The sequence below is a fragment of the Lentibacillus jeotgali genome, from assembly GCF_000224785.1.
In the GTDB taxonomy this organism is placed as follows: domain Bacteria; phylum Bacillota; class Bacilli; order Bacillales; family Amphibacillaceae; genus Lentibacillus; species Lentibacillus jeotgali.
Genome location: NZ_AGAV01000025.1, coordinates 26,344 through 50,933, shown reverse-complemented (window position 1 = coordinate 50,933; position 24,590 = coordinate 26,344). Strand labels below are relative to the sequence as shown.

The 24,590-nt window shown below is 42.8% G+C and carries 27 protein-coding genes; 6 read left to right on the top strand and 21 right to left on the bottom strand.

Annotated elements, in window-relative coordinates:
* Positions 1 to 50 precede the first annotated feature (50 nt).
* From ald to ON01_RS19710, 3 genes are all read right to left on the bottom strand, one after another.
* Entirely contained in the window at positions 51 to 1,169 is a 1,119-nt protein-coding gene (gene ald / locus ON01_RS17870; RefSeq protein WP_010532392.1) for an alanine dehydrogenase, read from the bottom strand.
* 208 nt (positions 1,170 to 1,377) lie between these two features.
* On the bottom strand, positions 1,378 to 2,136 hold the full coding sequence (locus ON01_RS17865) for an SDR family oxidoreductase (protein WP_010532391.1): 759 nt from the start codon (positions 2,134 to 2,136) through the stop codon (positions 1,378 to 1,380).
* Positions 2,137 to 2,261: 125 nt separating this feature from the next.
* Positions 2,262 to 2,414, bottom strand: coding sequence for a hypothetical protein (locus ON01_RS19710; RefSeq protein ID WP_010532390.1), 153 nt, complete (start codon positions 2,412 to 2,414; stop codon positions 2,262 to 2,264).
* Between the two features lie 125 nt (positions 2,415 to 2,539).
* Here ON01_RS19710 and ON01_RS17860 point away from each other — a divergent pair, with 125 nt between their 5' ends.
* On the top strand, positions 2,540 to 2,974 hold the full coding sequence (locus ON01_RS17860; RefSeq protein WP_010532389.1) for a universal stress protein: 435 nt from the start codon (positions 2,540 to 2,542) through the stop codon (positions 2,972 to 2,974).
* A gap of 106 nt (positions 2,975 to 3,080) precedes the next feature.
* Here the strand turns inward: ON01_RS17860 and ON01_RS17855 are convergent, their stop codons facing one another.
* From ON01_RS17855 to ON01_RS18645, 6 genes are all read right to left on the bottom strand, one after another.
* Positions 3,081 to 3,593: a MogA/MoaB family molybdenum cofactor biosynthesis protein gene (locus ON01_RS17855; RefSeq protein ID WP_010532388.1), complete on the bottom strand. Its 513-nt coding sequence runs from the start codon at positions 3,591 to 3,593 to the stop codon at positions 3,081 to 3,083.
* 16 nt (positions 3,594 to 3,609) lie between these two features.
* Entirely contained in the window at positions 3,610 to 4,797 is a 1,188-nt protein-coding gene (locus ON01_RS17850; RefSeq protein ID WP_010532387.1) for an acetate kinase, read from the bottom strand.
* A 17-nt stretch (positions 4,798 to 4,814) separates the two neighbouring features.
* Positions 4,815 to 5,798 carry a class I SAM-dependent methyltransferase gene (locus tag ON01_RS17845; protein WP_010532386.1) on the bottom strand — a complete coding sequence of 328 codons (984 nt, stop codon included), beginning with the start codon at positions 5,796 to 5,798 and terminating at the stop codon, positions 4,815 to 4,817.
* A gap of 115 nt (positions 5,799 to 5,913) precedes the next feature.
* The gene (gene tpx / locus ON01_RS17840; protein WP_010532385.1) at positions 5,914 to 6,414 is read right to left on the bottom strand and encodes a thiol peroxidase; all 501 of its coding nucleotides are present in this window, start codon (positions 6,412 to 6,414) and stop codon (positions 5,914 to 5,916) included.
* A 104-nt stretch (positions 6,415 to 6,518) separates the two neighbouring features.
* Positions 6,519 to 7,112 carry a GerW family sporulation protein gene (gene ytfJ, locus ON01_RS20270; RefSeq protein WP_010532384.1) on the bottom strand — a complete coding sequence of 198 codons (594 nt, stop codon included), beginning with the start codon at positions 7,110 to 7,112 and terminating at the stop codon, positions 6,519 to 6,521.
* 14 nt (positions 7,113 to 7,126) lie between these two features.
* Entirely contained in the window at positions 7,127 to 7,702 is a 576-nt protein-coding gene (locus ON01_RS18645; protein ID WP_010532383.1) for a DUF2953 domain-containing protein, read from the bottom strand.
* A 110-nt stretch (positions 7,703 to 7,812) separates the two neighbouring features.
* Between ON01_RS18645 and ON01_RS17825 the strand changes: the two genes are divergently transcribed.
* Positions 7,813 to 8,613: an NAD kinase gene (locus tag ON01_RS17825; RefSeq protein ID WP_010532382.1), complete on the top strand. Its 801-nt coding sequence runs from the start codon at positions 7,813 to 7,815 to the stop codon at positions 8,611 to 8,613.
* Between the two features lie 112 nt (positions 8,614 to 8,725).
* Here ON01_RS17825 and ON01_RS17820 read toward each other — a convergent pair whose 3' ends face one another.
* The 5 genes from ON01_RS17820 to refZ all read right to left on the bottom strand — a co-directional run bounded on the left by ON01_RS17820 (position 8,726) and on the right by refZ (position 14,273).
* Positions 8,726 to 8,932 carry an alpha/beta-type small acid-soluble spore protein gene (locus ON01_RS17820; RefSeq protein WP_010532381.1) on the bottom strand — a complete coding sequence of 69 codons (207 nt, stop codon included), beginning with the start codon at positions 8,930 to 8,932 and terminating at the stop codon, positions 8,726 to 8,728.
* Between the two features lie 139 nt (positions 8,933 to 9,071).
* The gene (thiI, locus tag ON01_RS17815) at positions 9,072 to 10,274 is read right to left on the bottom strand and encodes a tRNA uracil 4-sulfurtransferase ThiI (RefSeq protein ID WP_010532380.1); all 1,203 of its coding nucleotides are present in this window, start codon (positions 10,272 to 10,274) and stop codon (positions 9,072 to 9,074) included.
* 6 nt (positions 10,275 to 10,280) lie between these two features.
* Positions 10,281 to 11,420: a cysteine desulfurase family protein gene (locus ON01_RS17810; RefSeq protein WP_010532379.1), complete on the bottom strand. Its 1,140-nt coding sequence runs from the start codon at positions 11,418 to 11,420 to the stop codon at positions 10,281 to 10,283.
* Positions 11,421 to 11,672: 252 nt separating this feature from the next.
* Positions 11,673 to 13,364 carry a septation ring formation regulator EzrA gene (gene ezrA, locus ON01_RS17805; RefSeq protein WP_010532378.1) on the bottom strand — a complete coding sequence of 564 codons (1,692 nt, stop codon included), beginning with the start codon at positions 13,362 to 13,364 and terminating at the stop codon, positions 11,673 to 11,675.
* A gap of 285 nt (positions 13,365 to 13,649) precedes the next feature.
* Positions 13,650 to 14,273, bottom strand: coding sequence for a forespore capture DNA-binding protein RefZ (gene refZ / locus ON01_RS17800; RefSeq protein ID WP_010532377.1), 624 nt, complete (start codon positions 14,271 to 14,273; stop codon positions 13,650 to 13,652).
* A 117-nt stretch (positions 14,274 to 14,390) separates the two neighbouring features.
* On the opposite strand from refZ, the gene ON01_RS17795 reads away from it, so the two are divergent.
* Both ON01_RS17795 and rpsD read left to right on the top strand, forming a co-directional pair.
* The gene (locus ON01_RS17795; RefSeq protein WP_010532376.1) at positions 14,391 to 14,873 is read left to right on the top strand and encodes a GAF domain-containing protein; all 483 of its coding nucleotides are present in this window, start codon (positions 14,391 to 14,393) and stop codon (positions 14,871 to 14,873) included.
* Between the two features lie 261 nt (positions 14,874 to 15,134).
* Entirely contained in the window at positions 15,135 to 15,737 is a 603-nt protein-coding gene (gene rpsD / locus ON01_RS17790) for a 30S ribosomal protein S4 (protein WP_010532375.1), read from the top strand.
* A 312-nt stretch (positions 15,738 to 16,049) separates the two neighbouring features.
* Here the strand turns inward: rpsD and fdhA are convergent, their stop codons facing one another.
* A complete protein-coding gene (gene fdhA, locus ON01_RS17785; protein ID WP_010532374.1) occupies positions 16,050 to 17,267 on the bottom strand; it encodes a formaldehyde dehydrogenase, glutathione-independent in 1,218 nt (405 codons plus the stop codon).
* A 220-nt stretch (positions 17,268 to 17,487) separates the two neighbouring features.
* Here fdhA and ON01_RS17780 point away from each other — a divergent pair, with 220 nt between their 5' ends.
* Positions 17,488 to 17,901: a GlcG/HbpS family heme-binding protein gene (locus ON01_RS17780; RefSeq protein WP_029329189.1), complete on the top strand. Its 414-nt coding sequence runs from the start codon at positions 17,488 to 17,490 to the stop codon at positions 17,899 to 17,901.
* 242 nt (positions 17,902 to 18,143) lie between these two features.
* On the opposite strand, the gene ON01_RS17775 is transcribed toward ON01_RS17780, so the two are convergent.
* The 3 genes from ON01_RS17775 to ON01_RS17765 all read right to left on the bottom strand — a co-directional run bounded on the left by ON01_RS17775 (position 18,144) and on the right by ON01_RS17765 (position 20,477).
* Entirely contained in the window at positions 18,144 to 18,494 is a 351-nt protein-coding gene (locus tag ON01_RS17775) for a DUF2200 domain-containing protein (protein WP_010532372.1), read from the bottom strand.
* A gap of 25 nt (positions 18,495 to 18,519) precedes the next feature.
* Positions 18,520 to 19,749, bottom strand: a complete 1,230-nt coding sequence (locus tag ON01_RS17770; RefSeq protein ID WP_010532371.1) for a cytochrome P450 family protein — start codon at positions 19,747 to 19,749, stop codon at positions 18,520 to 18,522.
* 218 nt (positions 19,750 to 19,967) lie between these two features.
* On the bottom strand, positions 19,968 to 20,477 hold the full coding sequence (locus ON01_RS17765) for a YfiT family bacillithiol transferase (RefSeq protein WP_010532370.1): 510 nt from the start codon (positions 20,475 to 20,477) through the stop codon (positions 19,968 to 19,970).
* A 338-nt stretch (positions 20,478 to 20,815) separates the two neighbouring features.
* Here ON01_RS17765 and ON01_RS17760 point away from each other — a divergent pair, with 338 nt between their 5' ends.
* Positions 20,816 to 21,595, top strand: a complete 780-nt coding sequence (locus ON01_RS17760) for an SDR family NAD(P)-dependent oxidoreductase (protein ID WP_010532369.1) — start codon at positions 20,816 to 20,818, stop codon at positions 21,593 to 21,595.
* 482 nt (positions 21,596 to 22,077) lie between these two features.
* Here ON01_RS17760 and ON01_RS17755 read toward each other — a convergent pair whose 3' ends face one another.
* The 3 genes from ON01_RS17755 to ON01_RS17745 form a co-directional block, all read right to left on the bottom strand.
* Positions 22,078 to 23,136 (bottom strand): zinc-binding dehydrogenase, encoded by a 1,059-nt coding sequence (locus ON01_RS17755; protein WP_010532368.1) that lies wholly within the window; start codon positions 23,134 to 23,136, stop codon positions 22,078 to 22,080.
* A gap of 71 nt (positions 23,137 to 23,207) precedes the next feature.
* On the bottom strand, positions 23,208 to 23,849 hold the full coding sequence (locus ON01_RS17750; RefSeq protein ID WP_010532367.1) for a DUF6198 family protein: 642 nt from the start codon (positions 23,847 to 23,849) through the stop codon (positions 23,208 to 23,210).
* A 176-nt stretch (positions 23,850 to 24,025) separates the two neighbouring features.
* The gene (locus tag ON01_RS17745; protein WP_010532366.1) at positions 24,026 to 24,505 is read right to left on the bottom strand and encodes a hypothetical protein; all 480 of its coding nucleotides are present in this window, start codon (positions 24,503 to 24,505) and stop codon (positions 24,026 to 24,028) included.
* Between the last annotated feature and the right edge of the window lie 85 nt (positions 24,506 to 24,590).

The following is a 24,590-nucleotide window of genomic DNA, read 5'->3' as shown; positions in this document are numbered from 1 at the left end:
CGACAAACAACTGACAAAGCGGTTCCTCAAAATTAGGAACCGCTTGTTAATTACTTATTCAGCAATGAATGCACGTCATCATAATGCAATTCGTGAGCTTCTGCAACCGCTTTGAATGTAACATAGCCATCCAGCGTATTGATACCTTTCAGCAATGCCTCATTATCAAGGCATGCCTGCCGGTATCCTTTATTGGCCAGTTGCAGTGCATACGGCACTGTGACGTTTGTCAGACCGATCGTTGCTGTCCTTGGCACTGCGCCGGGGATATTCGGAACAGCATAATGCACGACACCATGCTTTTTATATGTCGGGTCATCGTGTGATGTAATCCGGTCATTCGTTTCCACAATACCGCCCTGGTCGATGGCAACATCAACAATGACCGAATCTTCCGGCATAGCCTTGACCATATCTTCTGTGATCAATGTAGGTGCCTTGGCTCCCGGGATCAGCACAGCGCCAATAACAAGGTCAGATTCCGCCATTGCGTCAGCAATATTTTTGGGATTGGACATCAACGTGTTGATATCTGATCCGAACATGTCATCAAGCTCGCGAAGCCGACCAGGATCCAAATCAATAATAGTCACATCAGCACCGAGCCCCATTGCAATTCGAGCAGCGTTTGTCCCAACGCCGCCACCGCCGATGACAGTTACTTTTCCGCGCTTAACGCCCGGAATGCCGGAAAGCAGAATACCTTTTCCGTTTTTTGTTTTCTCCAGAAACTGAGCTCCGATTTGCGAAGCCATCCGTCCGGCAACTTCGCTCATTGGTGTGAGCAGCGGCAAGGTACCATTATCAAGCTGTACCGTTTCATACGCGATTCCGACTACTTTGTTATCAATTAACGCTTTCGTTAATCCCGGCTCTGCCGCCAAGTGCAGGAACGTTAATAAAATTTGGCCTTCATAAAAGTGTTCATACTCTTCAGGCAGCGGTTCCTTTACTTTCATAACCATTTCTTTTGACCAAGCTTCTTCCGCCGTAGAAACAATCACTGCACCCTCATCGGCATAAGCTTCATCAGTAAATCCGGACCCCAGACCGGCACCGGTCTCCACATAAACCTCATGCCCTGCATTTTTTAATGTAACCACCCCGGCGGGAGTCATAGCAACCCGGTTTTCATTGTTCTTAATTTCCTTTGGCACACCAATTTTCAAAGCAATTACCCCCTTCTGAATAATATGTAAGTAAAGTGAAACTCATTCAGTGGAGTGTCTTTCTCCACTAAGTGTTAGTTGAACGAATACAGCATTTAGGGACAGTTGCCCATCGTGTTTTCGCGGGTTACTGTCCATTACATGCAGGACAAATTCATTTGAAAACATTTTCATTATATCAAATTCCCATTGAAAACACATCAAAACACTATCGATACCGATTAATCACGTCGATGCCGCCAGTAATCTCAAAAACCGATCCTGTAATCATATCGGAATCCTTATCACATAGATACAAAATCGTACGGGCAATATCTTCCCCGGTACCAGGTCTGCCGATCGGTGTTTTGTCATCATGGACTTTTCTGCTGTCGGCAATACTAGCTTCCTTCATCTCGCCGACAATATTGCCCGGACAAACCATATTCGACGTGATTTGATTTTCAGCTTCTTCAAAAGCGATTGTTTTCGTCAAGGAGACCAAACCGCTTTTTGCTGCTGCAAATGCAGCACGATACAGCCAGCCTGATGCACTGTTTGCCCCCTGAAAACCATAGTTTACAATTCTGCCAAACTGCTGCTCACGCATATAAGGGACCGTCAGTTTCATTAGGTGAAATACGGCATCAAGGTTGCCATTGATCATTTCATCCCACTCATCATCAGTATAGTCAAGCAGTTTTTTTCGTTCGAACACAAAAGGGCCTGCATTGTTTATTAAATAGTCAATGCCCCCGTGATGTTCCACTGCGCGATTCACCAAATTCGTCAGGTCCTCTTTTTTCGTAACATCCGCCTGTTCAATATGTAATAAATGGCTATATGATACCAGTTCTTCCCGGACCTTACGAGCCTTTTCGGCGTTATTGTGATACGTGGTTGTGACACTGTGCCCAGATTCCAAAAATTTTTGGATCACTTGCCGTCCCAGTCCGGATGTCCCTGCCGTTATTAATGCGTGTCCCATCAACTGTTCCTCCTTTTTCAACCTTTATAAGAAGCGAACTGCTCATTATACTGGAAATTATAACATAATATAATAACGTAAGCAGAGGAAACAATCCACCCCTTAAGAGGGATGGATTGATGACCTTAATTTTTCTGGTTATTATACGTGTGGACGCTTCGGTTATTGGAAAGTTTATCTTTATCTTCAATGACACCGCTCTGGTAGCTTTCAAATAACTGATTTCTTACAGCTGAGATGCCTTTTTTATCTTCAAAGAACTTATTTTTCTTTGCCAAGTTTCATCACCTCCATTTTTAGTGTGTTCACAACACGGAGACAACAACAGTAATTTAAGTTTCCAGTTTTGGTAAATGTGTTTGTATCAGGTTAAAAAGGGTATTAAAATAAATAGAAGGAGGGGTTGACGTTGGAATACAAGCATATTGTTGTGGCAGTTGATGGCTCTGAGGCTTCTGAAAAGGCATTTAGGAAAGCATTGGATATTGTCAAACGCAATGATGCCCGGATGATCCTGGCGCACGTGGTTGATTCGAGAACGTTCGCAACAGCAGAAGCGTATGATCGCACACTCGCTGAACGTGCAGAAGAATATGCTAAAGACCTCGTGGATAGTTACGTGGAAAACGCAAAGATGGCCGGTGTCACCAATTTGGCAAGATGTGTGGAGTATGGGTCACCAAAAGTTAAAATTGCCAAGGATGTCGCCGGTAACTTTGAGGCAGATTTGATTGTCTGCGGGGCTACAGGCATGGGAGCAGTCGAGCGCTTTCTGATCGGCAGTGTATCTGAAAGCATTACCCGATATGCCAGCTGTGACGTGCTCGTAGTTCGCTGACTTATTTGTTTTCATGCTCCGATTTTACCCCGCGATATGTGAATACCGCTGTTATCGCGCGATCCTGAACGTCTGTCGCGCGATATTATAATGCCGCCACTGCAGGTCATTTGGCATCTTTTTTCAATTCGTTTGTGACATGAGCCAATTCCGGAACAATAAGCTTGTTCATGGCTAATTTCACGGCACCTGATGAGCCTGGCATGGCAAAAATCGCTTTGCCCCCAATTACGCCGGCAATCGCTCTCGACAATATCACAGCCGAACCAATGTCTTCCTGATAACTCAGCATACGGAAAATTTCCCCGAATCCGGTCATCTCTTTATCGAGCATCGGCTGGATTGTCTCAATTGTGATATCACGATTGGCAATTCCGGTGCCGCCATTTGTTAAAATAATGTCTGTATCTTCCTGTTTACTGGCTTCCAGCACCATCGACCGTATAGCATTGCTTTCGTCAGGGACAATCACATGTTCCTTGACACTATGATCCGCTTCAGCCAGTATAGCTGCCATCAGATTTCCGCTTTTATCAGTTTCCGCAGTTCTTGTATCACTGATTGTTATAATCACGCAATTGACCGGAGTTTCCACTCTTTTATGATGGTGAACAGACAAGCCATACTCCCCCTTATCATTCCTCGGTTAATCGAACAGTATCCCGTGCGATCACAACTTCTTCGTTCGTTGGGATGACCATAACTTTGACCGGCGAGTGCGGATAATTAATAAATGCCTCTTTACCACGTATTCTGTTGCGGGAAGGATCCCAATAGACCCCCATAAATTCCAGGCCGTTCAGCACTTTCTCCCGGATCACATCACTGTTTTCACCAACACCAGCTGTAAAAATAATCGCATCGACACCGGACATCCTTGCTGCATATGAACCGAGATATTTGTGAATCCGCGCCGCAAAAACCTCCAAGGCCAATTCGGCACGCTCATTCTCTCCAGCCTGCTGCTCAATATCACGTAAATCGCTCGAAAAGCCTGACAAAGCAAGCATCCCGCTTTTCTTGTTTAGAATATTGACGACCTCATCTGCCTCCTTGCCGGTTTTGTCCATAATATACGGGATGAGCGCTGGGTCAATATTCCCTGATCTTGTTCCCATTGTCACACCGGCTAAAGGTGTAAAGCCCATTGAGGTATCAATCGATCTGCCTTTATCAATGGCAGCAATACTGGCACCATTTCCCAGATGACAGGAAATCAGCCGCAACTGACTAACCGGCAATCCGAGCATTTCGGCTGCCCGCTGGGAGACATACTTATGGGACGTCCCATGAAAACCGTATTTGCGAATACCGTATTTTTCATAATATTCATATGGCAGGCTGTATAAATAAGACTTCTCCGGCATTGTCTGATGAAATGCCGTATCAAAAACTGCCACCATCGGTACATTCGGTAGAATATCCTGAAATGCCCGTATGCCGGTCAGGTTTGCCGGATTATGCAACGGAGCCAGTTCAGTCACTTCTTCTATCGTGCGGATAACATCTTCCGTTATCACAACTGAATCACTGAACTTTTCACCGCCATGAACAACCCGATGCCCGACTGCATTGATCTCATCGAATGATTGAATGACACCGGACGATTTAAGCCGCTCCAGCAGCTGCTTGACAGCTGTCTCATGATCTAGTATATCTGCTACCGATTTATCCTTCTCTCCATCGAGTTCGAATGTGAAAACAGAATCAGCCAGACCAATCCGTTCAACAAGTCCTTTTGCCAGAACATTTTCCTTAGGCATTTGGATCAGCTGAAACTTCAGTGAAGAGCTGCCGGCATTAACAGCCAGTACATTAGACATGCTAAGTTTCCTCCTTCTTACATATACTTATTCATATTTGCCGAAAACCAGTCGTTCATTTGTGCCAGAATATCGTTCATGGCATCTGTATTCTTGAACGATGGAATTTGAGCTAACAATGGCTGTTTAAACGCTGTGGTATTCGGTCCTTTCTTTTTCAATATAAGGATGCTTTTTCGATTTTTTTCCGATTTGAAAGCTGATTCCGGCAACTGCAAAACACTTACAATGTGTGCATTTTCCTGAAGATAGGCGTGCAGTTTATCGGATTGGTCACTGTCAAATAAAAATTCAGGAATGATGAAAATCAAGTAGCCTCCTGCTTTAGTATAATTGAGGCTTTGCTCAATGAAGAGGTGGTGCGCATAGGAATGGCCCTCGTCCGCCTTCAGTTTATAATCATTCGCCCGGATATCATCAGGGTAATAACCGACAGGCAGATCAGTGATAACCAAATCAACGGGATCCATCAAAAATGGGCGTAAACTGTCCTGATGGAAAAACTCTATTTCCTTTTTTTGCAGGTTGGCATTCAACACAGCAAGTTTTATCAGGGTCGGATCTACTTCTCCCGCTGCGGCGTGCTTCAGATGATCCACCTGCTCTAAAACGGTTGTCAGAAGGTTCCCGGTTCCACCAGCGGGATCAAACACCCGAAGATTTTCTTCATCTGTGGTGACCTTTTCAGCCAGATAACCAACAAACATGGCCACGGTTTCAGGGGTCATTAGATGCTGTTGCTGTGTTGCTCCTTTCATTCCTTTTAAAATGGCAAGCTGAACAGCCTTTCGGATCTCCACGACATCATAAGACGCTATTTCCGGTATAGCCGGCAGCTTTTTCATGAGACTTTCATCCATATCCTCAGATGGTTCCTGATAAAAAATGGCCTCAAGGGCTATATTCAAACTGTCCAAGTACGTTTCATTCTTTGATTGCTGGATAGTTTCCGTTAAATTATCGATTTCTTCAAACAATCGTTCCACGTTCGTTTTTTCCATGTCATAAATCCTCCGATCCACTGTCTCAAGGCGTTTCTATTGTATCAAAAGACCGGTTTATTCTAAAACAAAAAAGCTCCCCTGCCATATTCCTCAGCAGGAGAGCTGCCAAAAATTACTCTGCTTTTTGTGCTGCGTCTAAAGCACGGTCATAATCAGGGTGGTTGGTAACCTCATCAACATATTCTACATATGTGATATTGTCATTTGAGTCAACCACAAATACTGCCCTTGCCAGAAGACGGAGCTCTTTAATTAGCACACCGTATTTTTCACCGAAATCCGCGTTGCGGTGATCTGATAATGTATCCAGGTTTTTTACGCCAGTAGCTGCGCACCAGCGTCCCTGAGCAAACGGCAAATCCATGCTGATGGTTAATACATGTACGTTATCCAGCTTGTCTGCCTCTTCATTAAAGCGCTTTGTCTCATCTGAACAAACACCTGTATCGACAGACGGCACAGCCGCAATCAGCCTTACTTTACCCTTATAATCACTTAGTGAGACTTCCTGAAGATCGTTGGCCAAAACTGTAAAATCCGGAGCTTTATCACCGACTGAGATCTCCTTCCCTAACAGTGTCACCGGATCTTGGTTAAATGTTACATTCGCCATTGAAATCATCCCTTCCTGTAAATATTAACCTATAGTCTTATTATGAATGGAAGGGCCGTGTATGTCCACTGTTAAAGACATCAAAATTGTAAATACGCTATGAATTAAATATCAAAATTCTGGTCAAAGTGATCATCAAATTGCTGTGATTTCCGTCGAGGTTTTGGCCCTTGCTGAGACTGTTCATCCTGCTGGGACTGCTCATCCTGTTGAGATTGTTGTTCCTGCTGCTGTTTTTCCTTTTTCTGCTTTTCCTCATCACCTTTGCCGCCATGCTGACTGGTTTGCTGTTTCATTTTGTCCGGTAGTCCCGACTCTTTGAGTAATTGCTGGATTTTTTCGACGGCTTTAGGTGCAAAGTCCATCATTTTCTCATAAATATGTGTACTTTCGTCAAGGTGAATCATTTTAATCCCTTTTGGATTAACGATTAGAAATGCAACAGGCGTCACTGAGACACCACCGCCGCTGCCGCCACCAAAAGGCATAGCGTCTTTTCCGCCTGATTCCCCGGAACTGCCGCCATTGAATTCGCTCCCGCCTGCAGCAAATCCAAACCCCAGTTTCGAGACTGGGATGATAACACTGCCATCTACCGGCGACTCAATGGGATCCCCTATGATTGTGTTAACCTCAGTCATATCTTTCAAATTTTCCATTGCTGTCGTCATTAACCCCTGAATTGGATGCTCATCCATGGTAATCCTCCTTCTTAAATGATAGCTTCTTGTTTAACAGAATATTTTCGTATGATTTTCAGTAATGCATAAATAGCCTGCCCTGTCCTGATGGATATCATGCAGTTAATAGCCGAATGAATCCGTTTTTGGTTATAAACGGGTGTAACCGTCATCGACGGTCTGCAATGAAAATGGCTTTTTGCAGATAACATCCCTGCTACCGCACCCTTAGCACTCCAGATCCCGCCGACTGCCATACCTGTTGTATGCGCTTTTCCAGTCCCTACTTCTGTTTGCCAGGAAAAATCATGAAACCGCAGTCGTTCTAAAATGAGGGTGACAATCTCATGTGAAATCCTTGCTTTCTGAATAATATTCTGACTACCTTTATGTAAAAGTGATACAGTTTCCTGAAATGACTTCTCGTGTTCTGGTTCTTCTTCCGTCAAATCAATAGATCTTTCCAGCAAACGAATCCGATAAAAGTAACAGGCTACCCAAATGACTTGTTTTTCCTGGTTTAATGTGATGGAGCCGAACACTTTTATCCGTGAATATAAAAACACGATTAAAAAGACGAGAAAAAATATGAGAGCGCCAATAACCATTAACTCACCTCTTTTTCTTTATACTTCCGCAATTTCCTTTTTTTACACATTATTGGGTTAAATTTTGATTAAGTGATAGAATAAAATTAACAGATAGGAGGGACTCTCATATGCCGATTCGAAATAACCTATACTTTTTTTATCCCCCTGACCAGGACCTTGAACATAAGTTAGAGCCACTATTTAGGTTAGCCAGGGAAAACAATTTTCAAATTGTGGAAAACCCCGATGATGCTAACGTTATTATTAGTGTTGGCGGTGACGGAGCATTCCTTCAGGCGGTCCGGTTAACCGGCTTTCGACAAGATTGTCTATACACAGGCATTACAAGATCGAATGAATCAGGGTTATATTGCGATTTTAATATGGATAACTTTGATGACATGTTGTACACTATGCAGCATGAAGAAATGGAAGTACGGCGATTTCCGCTCATTGATGTTCAAGTGAACGGGGAATCCACTTTTAACTGCCTGAATGAAGTCAGTATACGCTCGACCATCATCAAATCAATCGTTATTGATGTTTATATCGATGATTTGCATTTTGAGACATTTCGCGGTGATGGACTGATCGTGGCAACGCCTACCGGAAGCACCGGCTATAACAAATCGACACAGGGCGCTGTCATCGATCCAAAAATACCATGCTTCCAGGTATCCGAAATTGCATCACTCAATAATAACCGCTACCGAACGCTAGGATCGTCGTTTATCTTGAACAAAGACCGTACATTAAAAATGGAAGTCGTCCAGGATGGGAATGATTATCCGATTATCGGTATGGACAATGAAGCCTATCCAGTCAGAAATATTCAAAACCTGACCGTTAACCTGAGCGATAAACTGGTTAAAACCGTCAAACTGAAGAATAACTCCTATTGGAACAGAGTAAAGCGCACGTTTTTATAAGAATAATTAGTCGGACTACAGTTCCGTTGCATTCAGCCAACTGGATCATTCTCAGCATAATAAAAAGGGCTACCCCCGTGAGGATAGCCCTCTAGCCATTATTATACTGTTGTTACTGCGGCATGTTACCGCCAAATTGTTGTTCAGCTGTGTTAACAAGACGTTTTGTGATTTCCCCGCCTACAGACCCATTGCCGCGGGAAGTCGTATCAGCACCAAGTTGTACACCAAACTCCTGTGCAATCTCGGTCTTCATTTGGTTTAGAGCTTGTTCTGCACCAGGGACTACCAGTTGATTTGAACTGTTGTTGCTTGGCATAATCTATCACCTCCTTGGTACCCTTAGATTGCGTACCGAAGCGAGATTTTAAAACTGGTAGTTGTTGTAAATTCCTAATTAAAGGTTTTTTTAAAAAGCCCGCCAAAACTGCGGTGCTTTGAATATATTGCACACGCTATTATAATAAATCATCAAATTCCTTTTCTGCATCTGCCTTACCGGTCAATGTCACCACTTCAATACCATTGACAGCTTCCTCAATCAGTTTAGTGAAATCAGTTTGTGACTCGAATTGATTCACCTTTTCGCGTCCAGGCCGTGTTTTTGGCGATTTTGGAACAAAAATTGTACAGCAATCCTCGTATGGGCGAATTGATATATCGTACGTATCAATTCTTCTGGAAATCTGGACTATATCATCTTTATCCATCGCCACCAATGGACGGAGAATTGGATAATTGGTTACCTCGTTAATCGTATTCATACTCTCCATCGTCTGACTGGCGACCTGCCCAAGGCTCTCACCGGTTGTAATCGAGAGGATGGATTCCTTCCTGCAGACCTGTTCACTTATACGCATCATAATCCGGCGCATGATAGTCATCGCATAATTTTCCGGCATTTCACGGAATATATGCTGCTGTACTTTCGTAAATGGAACGATATGAACATTCACTTTGTTCCCGTAACTAGTTAACTTTTCAGCTAAATCCAAAACCTTCTGCTTAGCGCGTTCGCTCGTAAACGGCGGGGAATGAAAATGGATTGCTTCAATTTCCACGCCGCGCTTCATAGCCAAAAATCCTGCAACAGGGCTGTCGATTCCTCCAGATAGCATCAGGAGCGTCTTACCTGATGTGCCCACAGGTAAGCCGCCCAGACCAGGAACGACACTTGACGTAATATAGGTTGCTTCGGTTCGAATTTCAATTTTAAGCTCTATATCAGGCTGATGCACATCAACTGTGAATCCGGTCGTATTTGACAGTAGATGTTTGCCAAGAACCTGATTCATATCCTGTGACCGTATCGGGAACTTTTTGTCAATGCGTTTGACGGAAACCTTGAATGTTTTGGCATCGGTCGTGTTTTCCAGTGCCCACAATGCCGCATCCTTAATCTCGGTCTCATCATTTTGAACCTTTATAGCCATGCTGAGACTTTGCAGGCCAAACACATTTTTACATTTTTCCATAACAGCTTCCGCATCATGCCCATTCAGTAGAACAAACATCCTGCCTTGCGTACGCTTCACTTTTGTTTCCGGAAAATCTTTTAGTTGCTGCCGGAGATTATTTTGCAGTTGTACGATAAAACTTTTTCTGTTTTTTCCTTTTAAAGCCATTTCACCATAACGAATTAATATATGATCATATTGCATAATTATCTACTCCAGTATTGCCTTTAATTGATCGATCGCCTCTGACAGTGCATTTAGAAATACGCGAATCTCTTCTTCCGTTGTATCATAGGATATACTGATCCTTAGTGCAGAGGCTGAGCGGTTATTTTCATGGCCACATGCAGCAAGGATTTTGCTTTCATTCGATTGCTTGGATGAGCAAGCTGATTTTGTCGATATATAAATACTCTGTTCGCCAAGAGTGTGGATAATAACTTCCGGCTTCAGCCCAGGGACTGAAATATTCATAATATGGGGGGCGGCCGCTACAGGCGTATTGACCTCCACACCGTTCATCTCACTCAGGTTCTCTCGCAGCAGCTGCTGTAATTCACGCATATGGGCGATACCTTCTCGCTGCCGTTCATTTAATAAGCGGATAGCCTTAACTAGCGAAACGGCACCGGCGAGGTTTTCGGTACCTGAACGAAGGCCCTGCTCCTGGTTACCGCCATGGAATAAAGGGAACAATGTCGTTCCTTTTTTGATATATAGGATTCCAGTCCCTTTTAAGCCATGGATTTTATGACCTGATATGGTGCATAGGTCAATTCCTGTGCCAGCAAGTCTTAACGGTACTTTACCCATTCCCTGAACATGGTCAACATGGAAAAATAACTTTGGATGCTGTTTGGCGATTTTACCGATTTCCTCGACAGGTTGAATAGATCCAAGCTCGTTATTCACATGCATAATGCTGATTAAAATCGTATCATCCCTGATAGCGTCTTTCAGTTTGTTGACTGAGACGACTCCATTTTCGTCAACCGGTAAATAGGTTACGTCAAAACCCAGCTGCTCCAATCCTTTGAATGCTTCATTGACCGAGGAATGTTCAATGTCAGTTGTCATAATATGTTTGCCGCGCCCCTGATGCTCAAGTGCAATGCCTTTAATAGCCAGATTATTCCCTTCTGTACCCCCGGAGGTAAATACAATCTCCTCACGTTGAACATGCAACAAATCAGCAGCCTGTTCTTTTGCTTTTGCAAGCAGTTTTTCGGCTTCCCCGCCAAATTGATGAATGCTCGACGGATTAGCAAAAAAACGGCCGGATGCCTGCTGAAAACTTTCAAGCACCGCGGGATCCGGTTTTGTGGTTGCACTGTTGTCCAAATAAATCATGATCATAACTCCCTGTAAATCTTTTTGCGTTCGACAATAAGCAAGGCTGCTTATCAGAAAAAGGACCAATTTTATCTTATCCTTCCCGTTAAGGCAGCCTTTACGTCTATTTTTCACACTTAATTCCGATGTTCCCTGCAAATCAGCAGCAGGATGTCATCGGAATCGGTTCGTCATTTATTTGAAAATTTCCTTGAATTATAATCCGTTTCAATAGTTCATGGCAAGGATTCTGCTTGTTGCAGACTTATATTAATTTGCCGCTTTCTGAAATTGTTCGATATGTTTAAGGGCGCCTGGTTCAACCTCTTCCACAGCCCTTGCTGCCTGTTCAAGCGCAAGTTCATATTCATAAGCACGGAATAAGCGCTCCGCTTCTGACAGTTTTTTGGCAAGTTCAGCATCCTGACTGCGATAACGATTGGCATACTGGATGACCTGTTCAGTTAAATATGCCTGCTCAAGGAGTGTATCTGTCTGCTCTGCCACATATTCCACAGTGTTTTTAGCTTCGGACAAAGCATGCTGAACCTCTATCATATCAAGCGGCTGTTTTTCCAAAGCCGAAAAGACACGATCATTCCGCTCGGCCGCTTCATCCATTTTATTCCAGATGAAGTTCGGGACGCCTGGAATGTTACTTTTTTTCAGCCGCCGATTAATCTGAAATAATCGCCTTCGCATCTCTGCCAATTTTTCTTTTGCTTCGATTTCATCCTGACGCATCTCCTGAATGCGTTTTTTGAACGTCTCATGGTCCTCCTTCAGTGTGTTCAACTCTTCAAAGCCAATTTCAAGTTCCCTTCGTAATTCGGAATGCGGTGTATCGTCATGTTCAATTGAGTTGTTAATAGCTTCCAGCTGGTTGTGAAGCTGCGTAATGGCTTTATCCAATGAAAGATATTTCTCCATATCCCCATCTTCAAAATAGTAATTCTCCCTTAATGCTTCAACCTCTTCTTTTGTCACATTGAAGTCACTTTCCAATGCGCCCAATGCATTCTGGTAAGGGCTCAATTTCGTATCAACGTAATTTTTTGCAAGAGCTTCTTTTTCAAGAAGCTGATACATCTCGTTAACCCGTTCCTCAATGTCAGGAATAATCTCATTTGCCATTGAGGCGTCGCCTTTTTCGAGAGAATGGATACATTCGGTCAATCGGTGCTGAAAATGATGCACCTCTTTTTCAAAACCGAGATGTTCAATCCGGTAGCCGCCTTCCTTCATTTCATGCAGACCTTTCAGTAATTCATCAAGCTGTTCAGGCAGATCATGCTTGCACTTTCGATAGATGGCAGGGAATTCATCCATTTCCACTGCCAGTCGATCTAATTCCTGTTTCAGCCCTTCAACCAGATCTCGCGCTTCTGAATAATTGCCTTCGTCCACTATCTCATGATACTGGCCGAGTTTATTCTCAAGCTCATCAAGCTCACGGTCAAATTGAGCTTCGGCCTTTCCGTACCGGGTGCGGCTCTGCGACAGTTTTTTGCGCAAAGCTTTTAAATCAGGTTCAATCTGCTCGATATTTTTACGGCTGGATTCTTCTGATTCCATCAATTGATCAAGCTCTTCCAGCATTTGCTCGATCTCTCTTTCAACCGATTGGAGTGTCTGCTCAGCTGTCCGCAATGTCTTTTTGGCAGTGGGAAAACGATACCGGTCCGAGGCTTCCTCCGCGTCAAATAAATGCTCCTCAATATCCGGCAGTTCTTTCGCCACAATGTGCTCCCAACGTTCTTTCCAAGATTCAAATTTCTCCTGGGTCTCACCGGATAAATTAAGATTTTTAATCCGGGAGAGTTCGGACGCAATATTGCGGTTCATGATATCCATTTTCCACGCTTCCAGCCGGTCCACAACATCATAAACCCTTTTCCGCATGATTAACCCCGTGATAATAATTGCAATGATAACAAGAATACTTCCAATTATGTATGCCATAAAATGCCCCCTAACACGTCATTACTAATAAGAGGTTTATTTCTCTGGTTATATGTCAAAGAAACCCATTTTAGAAAATAGTTATCCTTATTATTAATAATACCACGTTATTGGCATTTTTGGCTAAAAAAATTCAAATAAATTCATGATTCGACATTATTTTTAAGCAAAATCATTTACCCTCGTACATTTGATCGAATTAACTCCCCGTAAATAATCCGATTCTGTTCAACTAACAAGCAGCGGGGACCCCCCACGTATTGAAAGTTTTCACTGTATCAAAACTCACCGGGCCTTTTCTCTATTTTGTTCCACAGCATGATCCAGCCAATTATCAATTGTGCGCGTGTAATTCCTGACAAATTGATGATGCGAAAATTCTCCCACAACATGATTTTTCCATTCGTATTGCATCAAATACGGCGTGGTTAACATCCCCTTAAGCTGCATCAGTAAAAATTGCTTATCCAGGTGCTGTCCTTTCTGCTCAGGAAAAATAGCATGAAAAGCATTACTGATAACATAATTTTCTTTTGCCAGGTAGGTCACCGTCATTTCACGGACAAAAACCGAATCAAGTGACAGCTCGCGATGAATAAAACATGATAATTGATAGTTTCGCTGTTTGTACTGTATAATAACTCCAACCAAATGCTTTAGCTTATCCAATGGTGGCAGTGCGTCATTTTCCCCAAGGGATATTTCAACCGTTTCAAGATATGCTTCATAGTATTGGGTGACAGCATACTCAAGAAGTCCTTGTTTACTTTTAAAATAATAACTGATCAATGAAACATTGACAGCAGCTTTATCAGCTATATCCCTCACCGACGTGCCATGAAAACCATTCTGAAAAAACAGTGAAGATGCGGCATCTATAACTTTTTGTTTCGTTGGACTTTTTTTCATTGGAACTCATGCCCCCTTACTTCACTGTTACGACGATAAGACGAAATATCCTGCAATTTTCGCTCGACAATTACCTCAGCTTTTTGTCGAAATAATAATGAAAGGAATTGAATCTGTATGTTTCAGGCAACCGCTTATTCCAGTAATAAAGCAAAAGATTATGAACGATTAATAAAACAATTGACAGCCCTTTCCGAGGAGGAAACAGACGCAACAGCCATTTTATCGAATGCATCCGCCCTGCTGAATCAATTTCTTGATGAGGTTAACTGGGTCGGATTCTATCTGTGGAAGGATGACGAACTGGTTCTTGGACCTTTCCAGGGTTTGCCCGCCTGTATCCGAATTGAATATGGCAAAGGTGTCTGCGGAACGGCCATCAAGGAGTGGAAAACACAGCTTGTTGCAGACGTGTCAGCGTTTCCGGGCCATATTGCCTGTGACAGCGCCAGCCAATCAGAAATAGTTGTTCCGCTGTCTAAGGACCATGACATTTATGGCGTCCTTGATATTGACAGTCCGATCAAAAGCCGATTTGACGAAACAGATAAAATCTATCTGGAAAAATTCGCACGAGAGCTAGAAACATTCCTGAAATAAGACTCCAACTGAATCATTTTTTGCAGTTCCGTACTGAAAAAGGTTGACTTCATAGCTGACAGCCTATATACTATTCGTTGTGTAAAATAAAAAGGTAGCCTATGTGAACCGGCATTGCCCCCATTTTATTCCTCTTAATCTAGGAGGTGTATCGTGTAACTCTCTGCTGCTGGGGCGAAGGTACATGAAAATAAAATGGCCAATGTTCAGGAACACGGTCGTTTATTTTATGCGAATAAACTATAAAGGAGGAAATGTCCAATGGCACGATTTACCGGATCAGACTGGAAAAAATCACGCCGTCTCGGCATTTCATTGACAGGAACCGGTAAGGAACTGGATCGACGTCCTTACCCTCCAGGACAGCACGGACCTAATCAGCGCAAAAAAATGTCTGAGTATGGTCTTCAGCTGCAAGAAAAACAAAAGCTTCGCTTTACGTACGGTTTGAACGAGCGTCAATTCCGTAACCTATTCACAGAAGCGGGCAAAATGAAAGGTGTCCATGGTGAGAACTTCATGCTCTTGCTTGAATCCCGCCTGGATAACATTGTGTATCGCCTAGGATTGGCGCGTACACGACGTCAGGCACGTCAACTCGTTGGTCACGGTCACATAACTGTAGACGGTGGACGTGTTGATATTCCATCTTACCGCGTGATGCCGGGTCAGGTCATCGGTCTGCGTGAAAGATCACAAAACCTTGATATCATTGAGGAAGCGATCGAAGTGAACAACTTCGTACCGGAATACCTGACATTCGATGAGGATAAAAAAGAAGGAACGTATTCACGTTATCCTGAGCGTTCCGAAATGCCGGCTGAAATCAACGAGGCGCTTATCGTTGAGTACTACTCACGTTAATGTTTAGCATTACTAAAGCTCCCGAATCTTTACATATAAAAGGTTCGGGAGCTTTTATTGAATGACAAACCAGTCTTACATTCTTATCAAATCTGTAGCTGTTCTCTCTCAATCTGCAGCTATTCCTGCTCATTCTGCATCGTTTATTCGCTCATCTCATCTACAGCGCACCGATGTAAACTACAGCGGTTTTAATCAAATTAATAGCGCTACTAACCCATACTACACCGTGAATTCACTAAGTCCTAATACATTTTTAACAAAGAGCCTGCTCCCTGCGGAGAGGCCTCTTTATTCAGCCAAACATTTTACTTACTTGCTTAACGTGCCATGCGGATCTATGACAAACTTCTTGGCAACGCCACTGTCGAAATCAGCATACCCTTGTGGCGCCTCATCAAGTGATATGACTGTTGCATTCACAACATTTGCGATATCCGCTTTTCCATTCAAAATGGCATTCATTAGTTGACGCTGATACTTCATGGCAGGGGTTTGGCCTGTTGTAAAGGAATGTGCTTTTGACCATCCCAGTCCAAATTTCACTTTCAGCGAACCTTGTTTGGCGTCTTCATCTTTAGCCCCCGGATCATCTGTTACATAAAGTCCGGGAATACCAAATTTGCCGCCTGCTTCCACAACATCCATCATGGTATTAAGTACAGTAGCTGGAGCATCCTTGTGATCGGTTCCATGGCCATATGCCTCAAAACCGACTGCATCAATCGCACAGTCGACTTCAGGAACACCGACAATTTGCTCAATCTGCTCCCCGACATCATCGTGTTCCTTTAAGTTAATTGTTTCGCAGCCAAAACTTTTTGCCTGCTGCAGCCGTTCTTCTTTTAAGTCACCAACAATCACAACCGCCGCACCCAGCAATTGCGCGGAATGTGCCGCAGCCAGTCCAACCGGCCCAGCACCGGCCACATAAACCGTTGAACCTGTCGTGACACCTGCAGTCACTGCACCATGGTAGCCTGTCGGGAAAATATCCGATAACATCGTGAGATCAAGAATTTTATCCATTGCCTTCTCCCTATCCGGAAATTTCAATAATTGAAAGTCGGCATATGGAACCATGACATATTCGGACTGGCCGCCAACCCAGCCGCCCATGTCAACGTAGCCATAGGCGCCGCCAGGTCTTTCCGGATTAACATTCAAGCAAATATGTGTATCCTGGCGCTGGCACATTTTACATCGACCGCAAGCTACATTGAACGGTACAGATACAATATCGCCTTTTTTGATGAATTCAACATCACGCCCCACTTCAATCACTTCACCGGTAATTTCATGCCCTAACACTAGTCCGGATGGGGCCGTCGTACGCCCGCGAACCATATGCTGGTCACTGCCGCAGATATTTGTGACGATATTTTTGAGGATAACCCCGTGCTCACACTTTCTGCCGGCATTTGATTTGGGCACGCCCGGCCCATCATGCAGCACTAAATCAGGATATGAGATATCTTCCACTTCAACTTTTCCTGGACCTTTGTACACGACTCCACGATTATCAGCCAACAAAATAACCTCCTTCGTGTTTTTCAGGAATTTATAGGTCTCACCACATGTGCGGACCCTAATCCTTGTCTACCCGGTTATTATTTTTTGAAACTGAAAAATTACAAAATTTAATAGATTTTTTGTAAAATTGCGTTTTGATTGCCATTATTACGGGAAAATGATTGAGTGAACCAAGACGAAGCAGTTAGAAGAGTACTATTAAGAAAGGATGGATAGCGTGGAGAAACTCAATTTGGACACGGCAAAGAAGCTGATTGACAGTGCGGAACAGGAAGCAGGAAACATAGGCGTGCAAATGGTTATTTCCGTACTTGATGATGGCGGAAATCTGATTGCGACCCACCGGATGGACGATGCATGGCTCGCGAGTATCGACATCGCCCATAATAAAGCCTGGACTTCCGTTGCATTAAAAATGCCGACATCCAACCTGGAAGAAGCAACAGTACCTCAGGCAGAACTTTGGGGACTGAACACAACAAATCAAGGGAAAATCGTCGTGTTCGGCGGCGGCATCCCGCTTGAAAAAGACGGAAAAGTGGTAGGCGCAGTCGGTGTCAGCGGAGGAGCTGTTCCACAGGATGTCCAGGTAGCTGAAGCAGCAGTCAATGCGTTTGAAAAAGAAAAATAAAATGGATCTGATAGAGGTAAAAAATTAATATAAAAGCAAAATGCTCAGGGTTAAATCTGAGCATTTTGTTAGTTTAATTTGTGAGGCGACTTAAGATATGTTTTTTTGTTGCTGCCTTTCACGTTTAGACTTCGTTTCCCGATTGGCAGCTTTATAGAAAGAATGGACCATGAGCATGACAACAACCGCGAACCGATTCTTTTATATTTTATAATAAAAGCTGTGTTTTTTCGTATTAATTATTATTTCCGCAAAATCTTCTCCATCGCTTTTCCCTTTGCCAACTCATCGATCAGCTTATCTAAATAGCGAATTTCCTGCATAGTTGGTTCTTCGATGTCTTCCACTCGGACACCGCAGACCACACCTTTGATTAAAGTCCGTGAAGAATTCATTTGGGGAGCTTCCGTAAAGAAGGTCTCAAAGTTTGTCTGTTTTTCCAGTTGCGTTTCCAACTCTTCCTGACTATACCCTGTCAACCAACGGATAATTTCATCGACTTCTGTTTTCGTACGTCTTTTTTTCTCCGCCTTCGTAACATAATGGGGATAGACACTTGCGACACTCATTGTATAAAGCTTGTGTCTGGTCATGATATATCCTCCCTTCATGTATCCCTCAAAAAGCAACTGGTAATTCCTTCAAGCCCCGCATTAACATTCCTGGCCGCCATTGTAACGATTCGGGATCAGTGTTTAACCGCAAATCCGGCATCCGTCGCAACAACGTGTTGAAGGCAATTCCCCCCTCCAAACGGGCTAACGGGGCACCAAGGCAAAAGTGAATCCCCTTACCAAAAGCAAGGTGCCGATTTTGTTGGCGGGTCACATCAAGGACATTCGGATCCTTGAATTGATCCGGATCGCGGTCTGCTGAATCCAGCGCCACTAACACCAATTCGCCCTTGGGAATGGTTTTGCCCTTGAAATCAAGCGTTTCTCCAGCCCAACGGTTAGTGCTAAACTCAACTGGACCGTTATAGCGAAGAAATTCTTCAACGGCAGTTTTCATCATATTCGGCTGTTGCTTCAATTTTTCCATTTGATCAGGATGTTCAAGTAATGCAAGTATGCCATTGCCAATCAAATTGACGGTTGTTTCATGGCCGGCGATAATTAACAAAGACACAACACCATAAAGTTCTGGCTCTGTCAGCTGATCCCCCTCTTCCTCAGCTCGGATCAAGCTGCTTATCAAATCCCGTTGAGGATCTTTGCGCCGCTTTGTAATCAATTGGTGAATATAACCAATAAACGCTTCCAAATCCTGCTGGACGTTTTGTATCTGTTCTGGATTATTATTGGCTTCTACAAGCGTATTGGACCAAGAGCGAAACTGATTTCGGTCTTCGCTGGGCACACCCAACATTTCGCAAATAACAATGATCGGCAATGGAAAGGCGAAATCATTAATAATCTCCATCTTTCCTTCCTGCTGGATGCCATCAAGCAAGTCATTTGTGATTTCCTCGATTCGCCCCCTTAGACCTTCAATCATGCGAGGAGTGAATGCCTTTTGAACCAAGCCACGCAAGCGCTTATGATCGGGCAGATCCGAGAAAAGCATTGTGTTCATAAACACGCCTTTCTCTGCTTTCCGGTCCGTTCTTTTCTCCTCATCCGTAATGAGGTTTGTCGGATCCTTGATGAATCGGTTGTCCTTTAAAACAGACACAGCATCTTCATAACGTGTCACAATCCAGGCATACTGACCATCCGCCATAACGGTGCGGTAAACCGGATCATTCTCCCTAAGCTTACTAAATACGGGATAAGGATTTTGATTAAATGCATTGGAAGAAAGATCAACTTCCTCCTCTTGCTGCTTGCTAGACGTATAATGAGTCATATCGACTTCCCCTCTCTTAATCTCATGATCCATTGTGCTTTGTTAGTGCGCTAACGGATATTAGTTGCGTTTATCGCATCTGATAATAACCATAAAAAATAATCATCATGCACTTTAACAGATAGACCCCTTTTGGTTGAATAAAACTTCAGTAATTATTCCTTATTTTAAACAATGGGCTTACTGAACTTCAATAAGCCCATTCCATACATATTGTATTATTTTGATAACGCGATTTTAATATGGGCCAAGTGGTGCTCTTCGTGCCAAGCTAATTTTGCAACTTTTGTGGCTACTGTTATTTCACCGTTTTGTTGGTGAGTAAAAGCTTGATTTAATTGCTCTTCAGTTAAACTGTTTCCTAAAGATACGATGCGCTCATTTATACCTTCCAGCAGTTTAACAGAACTTTCTACAGGAAGTTCTGTATCCGGTTGAACAGCCCACTCTTCTTGATCAAAAGCTGGTACTGTTGGATTCTCATCGGTTAAAGCTAGCTTCAAACGTTGATACATGTTCAACTGAGAATCTGCAATGTGATGAACAAGTTGACGAACTGTCCAGCTGCCATCACGATATGTTCTGCTTAGTTCCTCATCACTTAATGAGTCAACAATATCTCTTAATCGAATCGTGTAAGTTTCGATTTCCTTCAGCCATTCCTGAATGTTTTCTAATGTCACTTTTTTAGGAACTTGTAATTGCCCAATTGGAAATCTTAAATCCATTTCAATCCCCTTTTCCCTTTTCGTTACTTTTTTACTTATTTCATAATCTCATTACATTTTAACATAAATATCTAATTATCTTGTCAAGTGCTATTCAAGAAACCGACTCTTATGTATGAAAGGGGCGTCGAGCTTTTTATTCCGGAGGCGCGCCTGTTTGCGATACAACTTGCGGAAAGTGAAACACGGAAATATAATTATAGCTCATCATCCTCTTTTAAAACAAAAATGGTTCCAATACCATATTTGTTGCGGGAAATTTGTAAGTGTTTATTTTAATTAAATAGGGAAAAATACCTACGTACCGTAAATTTTGTCGTACAAGGAGAGAGATATTCATGGGAAGATTAAAAGGAAAGGTAGCAATAATTACTGGTGCTGCTGGAAACTTAGGGAAACAAGCAGCAGAAATCTTTTTGAGTGAAGGAGCCAAAGTATCATTAGTTGATTTGGATAGGCCAAAGTTGGAACAAGTACAAAACGAATTATCAGATGAAAATGTTTTTATAGTCGAAGCAAATGTTACCAAAGAAGAAGATGTGAAAAATTACGTTGACCAGACAGTGAACAAGTTTGGATCAGTGGATATTTTCTTTAATAATGCAGGAATCATTGGAGAAGTCGGTTCCATTGATCAACAGTCAGTAGATAATTTTAACAAGGTTCTATCTATTAATACTATGGGAATTTTTCTTGGCATGAAACATGTTATTCCGGTGATGAAAAAACAACAACAAGGCAGCATTATCAATACATCCTCTGTAGATGGGTTAAGAGGTAGCCCAAATATGGCACCATATTCAGCATCTAAGCATGCAGTTGTCGGTTTAACTAAAACAGCTTCTTTAGAATGCGCAGGAAATAATATTCGGGTTAACTCGATACACCCAGCTCCAGTTTCAGGAAATATGATGAAAACCGTACATCAAGGTCAAGGTACAACCCAAGGGAATGAAGAGGAACAGGTTGAAGAGGAAATTACAAAAAGCATCCCTTTAGGACACTATGCAGACTCGAAAAACATTGCAAATTTAGTATTATTTTTAGGTTCAGATGAGAGTGAATTTATTACTGGTGCGGAATATCGAGTTGATGGCGGAATGGGCGCTACAAGTTAAACATCTATATAACTTCATATATGCATACTAAGAGGTTGGGACATAACTAATTTTATCAATTCTAAAGACGAACAATGCTACGATTTAGCGAAGGGAATATACGTAGACTCCTGCGGGAGCAGAGGCATAGGTGAGACCCCGCAGTGCGAAGCACGAGGAGGATCACCAGCCGCCCGCGGAAAGCGAAGTATATTTCCGGAGCGGATTAGTTGCACTAACCATTTATTCTAGTTGTTCGGATTTTTGTATGAAAAAGATACTTTTGTCCCGACCTCTTATTTTAATGGTCCTTGTAGAAACATGGGCTCACCCTTATTCCGAATAGCCGCTATATTCTTGAATAGTCCTTTTCTGCTATTAGCTGGTATTTACAATTTGTGGTACAGCAATACTGCTATCTTATGTTCCCAAAGGGGAATTATAATCAAGTTCCCGATGACTTAGGTTTTCTTTAATGGAAAAACACCCAGTAAAAAGATATCTTAAACCTCAGACGGGAGAATAACGATCTTACCTACGTGCCGTCGACCTTGAAACACCTGTTGGGCCTTATGGATATCGTTTAACGTGAATGTTTCAGCGACTCGTGGCAGGACCCGACCAGCGTTTGCCTCATCGATCAATTTTCGAAAGTGTAGAGGTGTGTGCATAGAAGAACCGATCAATTGTTTATTGTGCAAATAGAGCCTGCGTAAATCAAAAGTCACCACAGGTCCTCCGACGGCACCGGCAATCACCCAGCGCTCTCCTTCTTTGAGGAGGGGCAACAACCACTCAAAGCTCTCCCCACCAACTACATCCGCAACAGCGTCCAAACCTGATGGTGCCGCAATTGACATTTCGGTCAATAGATTCGATTCCTTACGATTAACGATGACGTCAGCCCCTGCTTCAGCAACCAAGTCTCCTTTTGCGGAGGTAGTCATGCCGATGACACGAGCACCTCGTATGGAAGCCAGTTGAACTAGAGCAAAGCCAACCCCACCCGACGCGCCAGTTACTACGATAGTATCACCTTTAACGATTTCCGCACGTTCCAGCATACCCATCGCTGTACCGTAAGCAGTCGGTAAACAAGCCAACTGCTCATCGTTTAATGGTGAGGTGGTTACATTATGAGCTCGCACATCTTCAACGGCTACATATTGGGCAAAGCCTCCATCTAATTCGCTTCCCAAAAGACCTACCGGGTGGGCATTGTCTCCGGAATAATCATAAATTGCGGGATCTACCAGGACACGCTCGCCCAGTCGTCTCTGATCCACACCATCTCCAACGGCACAAATCCTGCCAACGATATCTGCTCCCTGAACACGAGGAAAATCAACTTGTCCACGCCACCCAGCCTTTGCATTGGGCTGTCCAGGTTGTCCGTATGCTCCCTCTCTCGTCCAAATATCAGTGTTATTTACCGATGCGGCTGTCACCTGCACCAAAACCTGTCCCTTTTGCAGGTTGGGAATGGATACATCATCACGAACTTGCAGAGCTTCGGGGCCGCCAAACGAAGTTAACACAGCGGCGGTCATGTTTTTATCCACGACATAAACCTCCTATATTTATTCTTGATTTGTTCTGTTATTCGACTAAATAGTCCTTGTATTCAGAAGGACTAAACATACAAATTATCAGGAGTTTTTTGAATAACAATCCAGCGATTATACTGGTCTATCAAAAAACCAATTCCAAACATAAACAGCAATGTTCCCAGACCGATTCCATTTATTTGCTGGCGATAGATAATAATGATCACACCTATGGACAACGGAATTGCCGTCCATACGATCGTTCCCAATGTATAGTTTTTCATTAGTTTCCCAAAAGCCTTCAATAAAAAGTCAGTTGGCAGGTATATAGAACTTGCTTGGAAATAAATGCATATAGCGATTGCAATTAAATTGAGCCCGATGAATAAGTATATATAACGGGCAGCTGTATGTTCAGGCACATATAACAGCTGATGTATGTACAAAAATAAATCAATGAAAGCTCCAAACATGACTGCCAGAGCCATACTTTTAACAATCACTTCCATAGTGATTTTCACTTTCATAAAATAGCTGAGCAAAAAGGAAAAAAGGTGCAAAATAATAATGCAAACACCAACGGAAAAAGGTAATACGTACACCAGATTTTCTCCTGCAGAAGTCCAAGGGCCACTGCCCAGGTTAGAAATAATCATAAAACTATTTCCCAAAGCGTTAAGGGTAACAGAAAATAAAAACCAAAATGAATTTACAAACGATATTCTCATTGAAACCTCCAATTTGTTCCTAAGGGCACCGAAACATAAGCAAAAATTGACAAATATAGATAAGCACCCTTTGACCAATTCACTATACTTTGGGTACAAAGAACACTCCTAAATGTCAGAAATTACGGTCCTATTCAAAAGAAAGCACAGTTATTCAATTATGATTACCAGCCCGATTATTTAACTTCTAAAACAAATACATAAGAGGCATCACCGTGAGATAAACTTTCCTCTTCTTCATCCTTCCACCATACACCATAATTGTAATAATAAATTCCTTTTTCATGAGGAGCCGTAAACTGATTATCTTTTAATTTTACATCATTTTCTTTACCATTGCTTATCTGTGAAAGATGGATTTCGCTAGGCTTTGGACTATACTCCATTCTAAGAGTTATACTTTCATCAGCCCGAACTTGTATAGGCTCCTTGTCTTTTAGTAGTTCAACTGGCCCGACTTTGTCAACACACCCAGTTTTCCAGCAGTATGAACCCAGTTTAGTACTATACTTATTGTTATCAACCTTTATATAGGCATTGGGAGGACTATCTCCTGATAACTCCCCGTTTTCATCTGTGTTTTTCAAAATTATGTCATTACAACCACTTAATATAAAGACTAACAATAGAGTAGCTACAACAGTTAAATTGTTCATTGCCCCACCTTTTTTACAAAATTAGACGGTAATGCTTATAACATGTTTCACACGTATTACTCCATTAACTAGCCCTAGAAAGCAA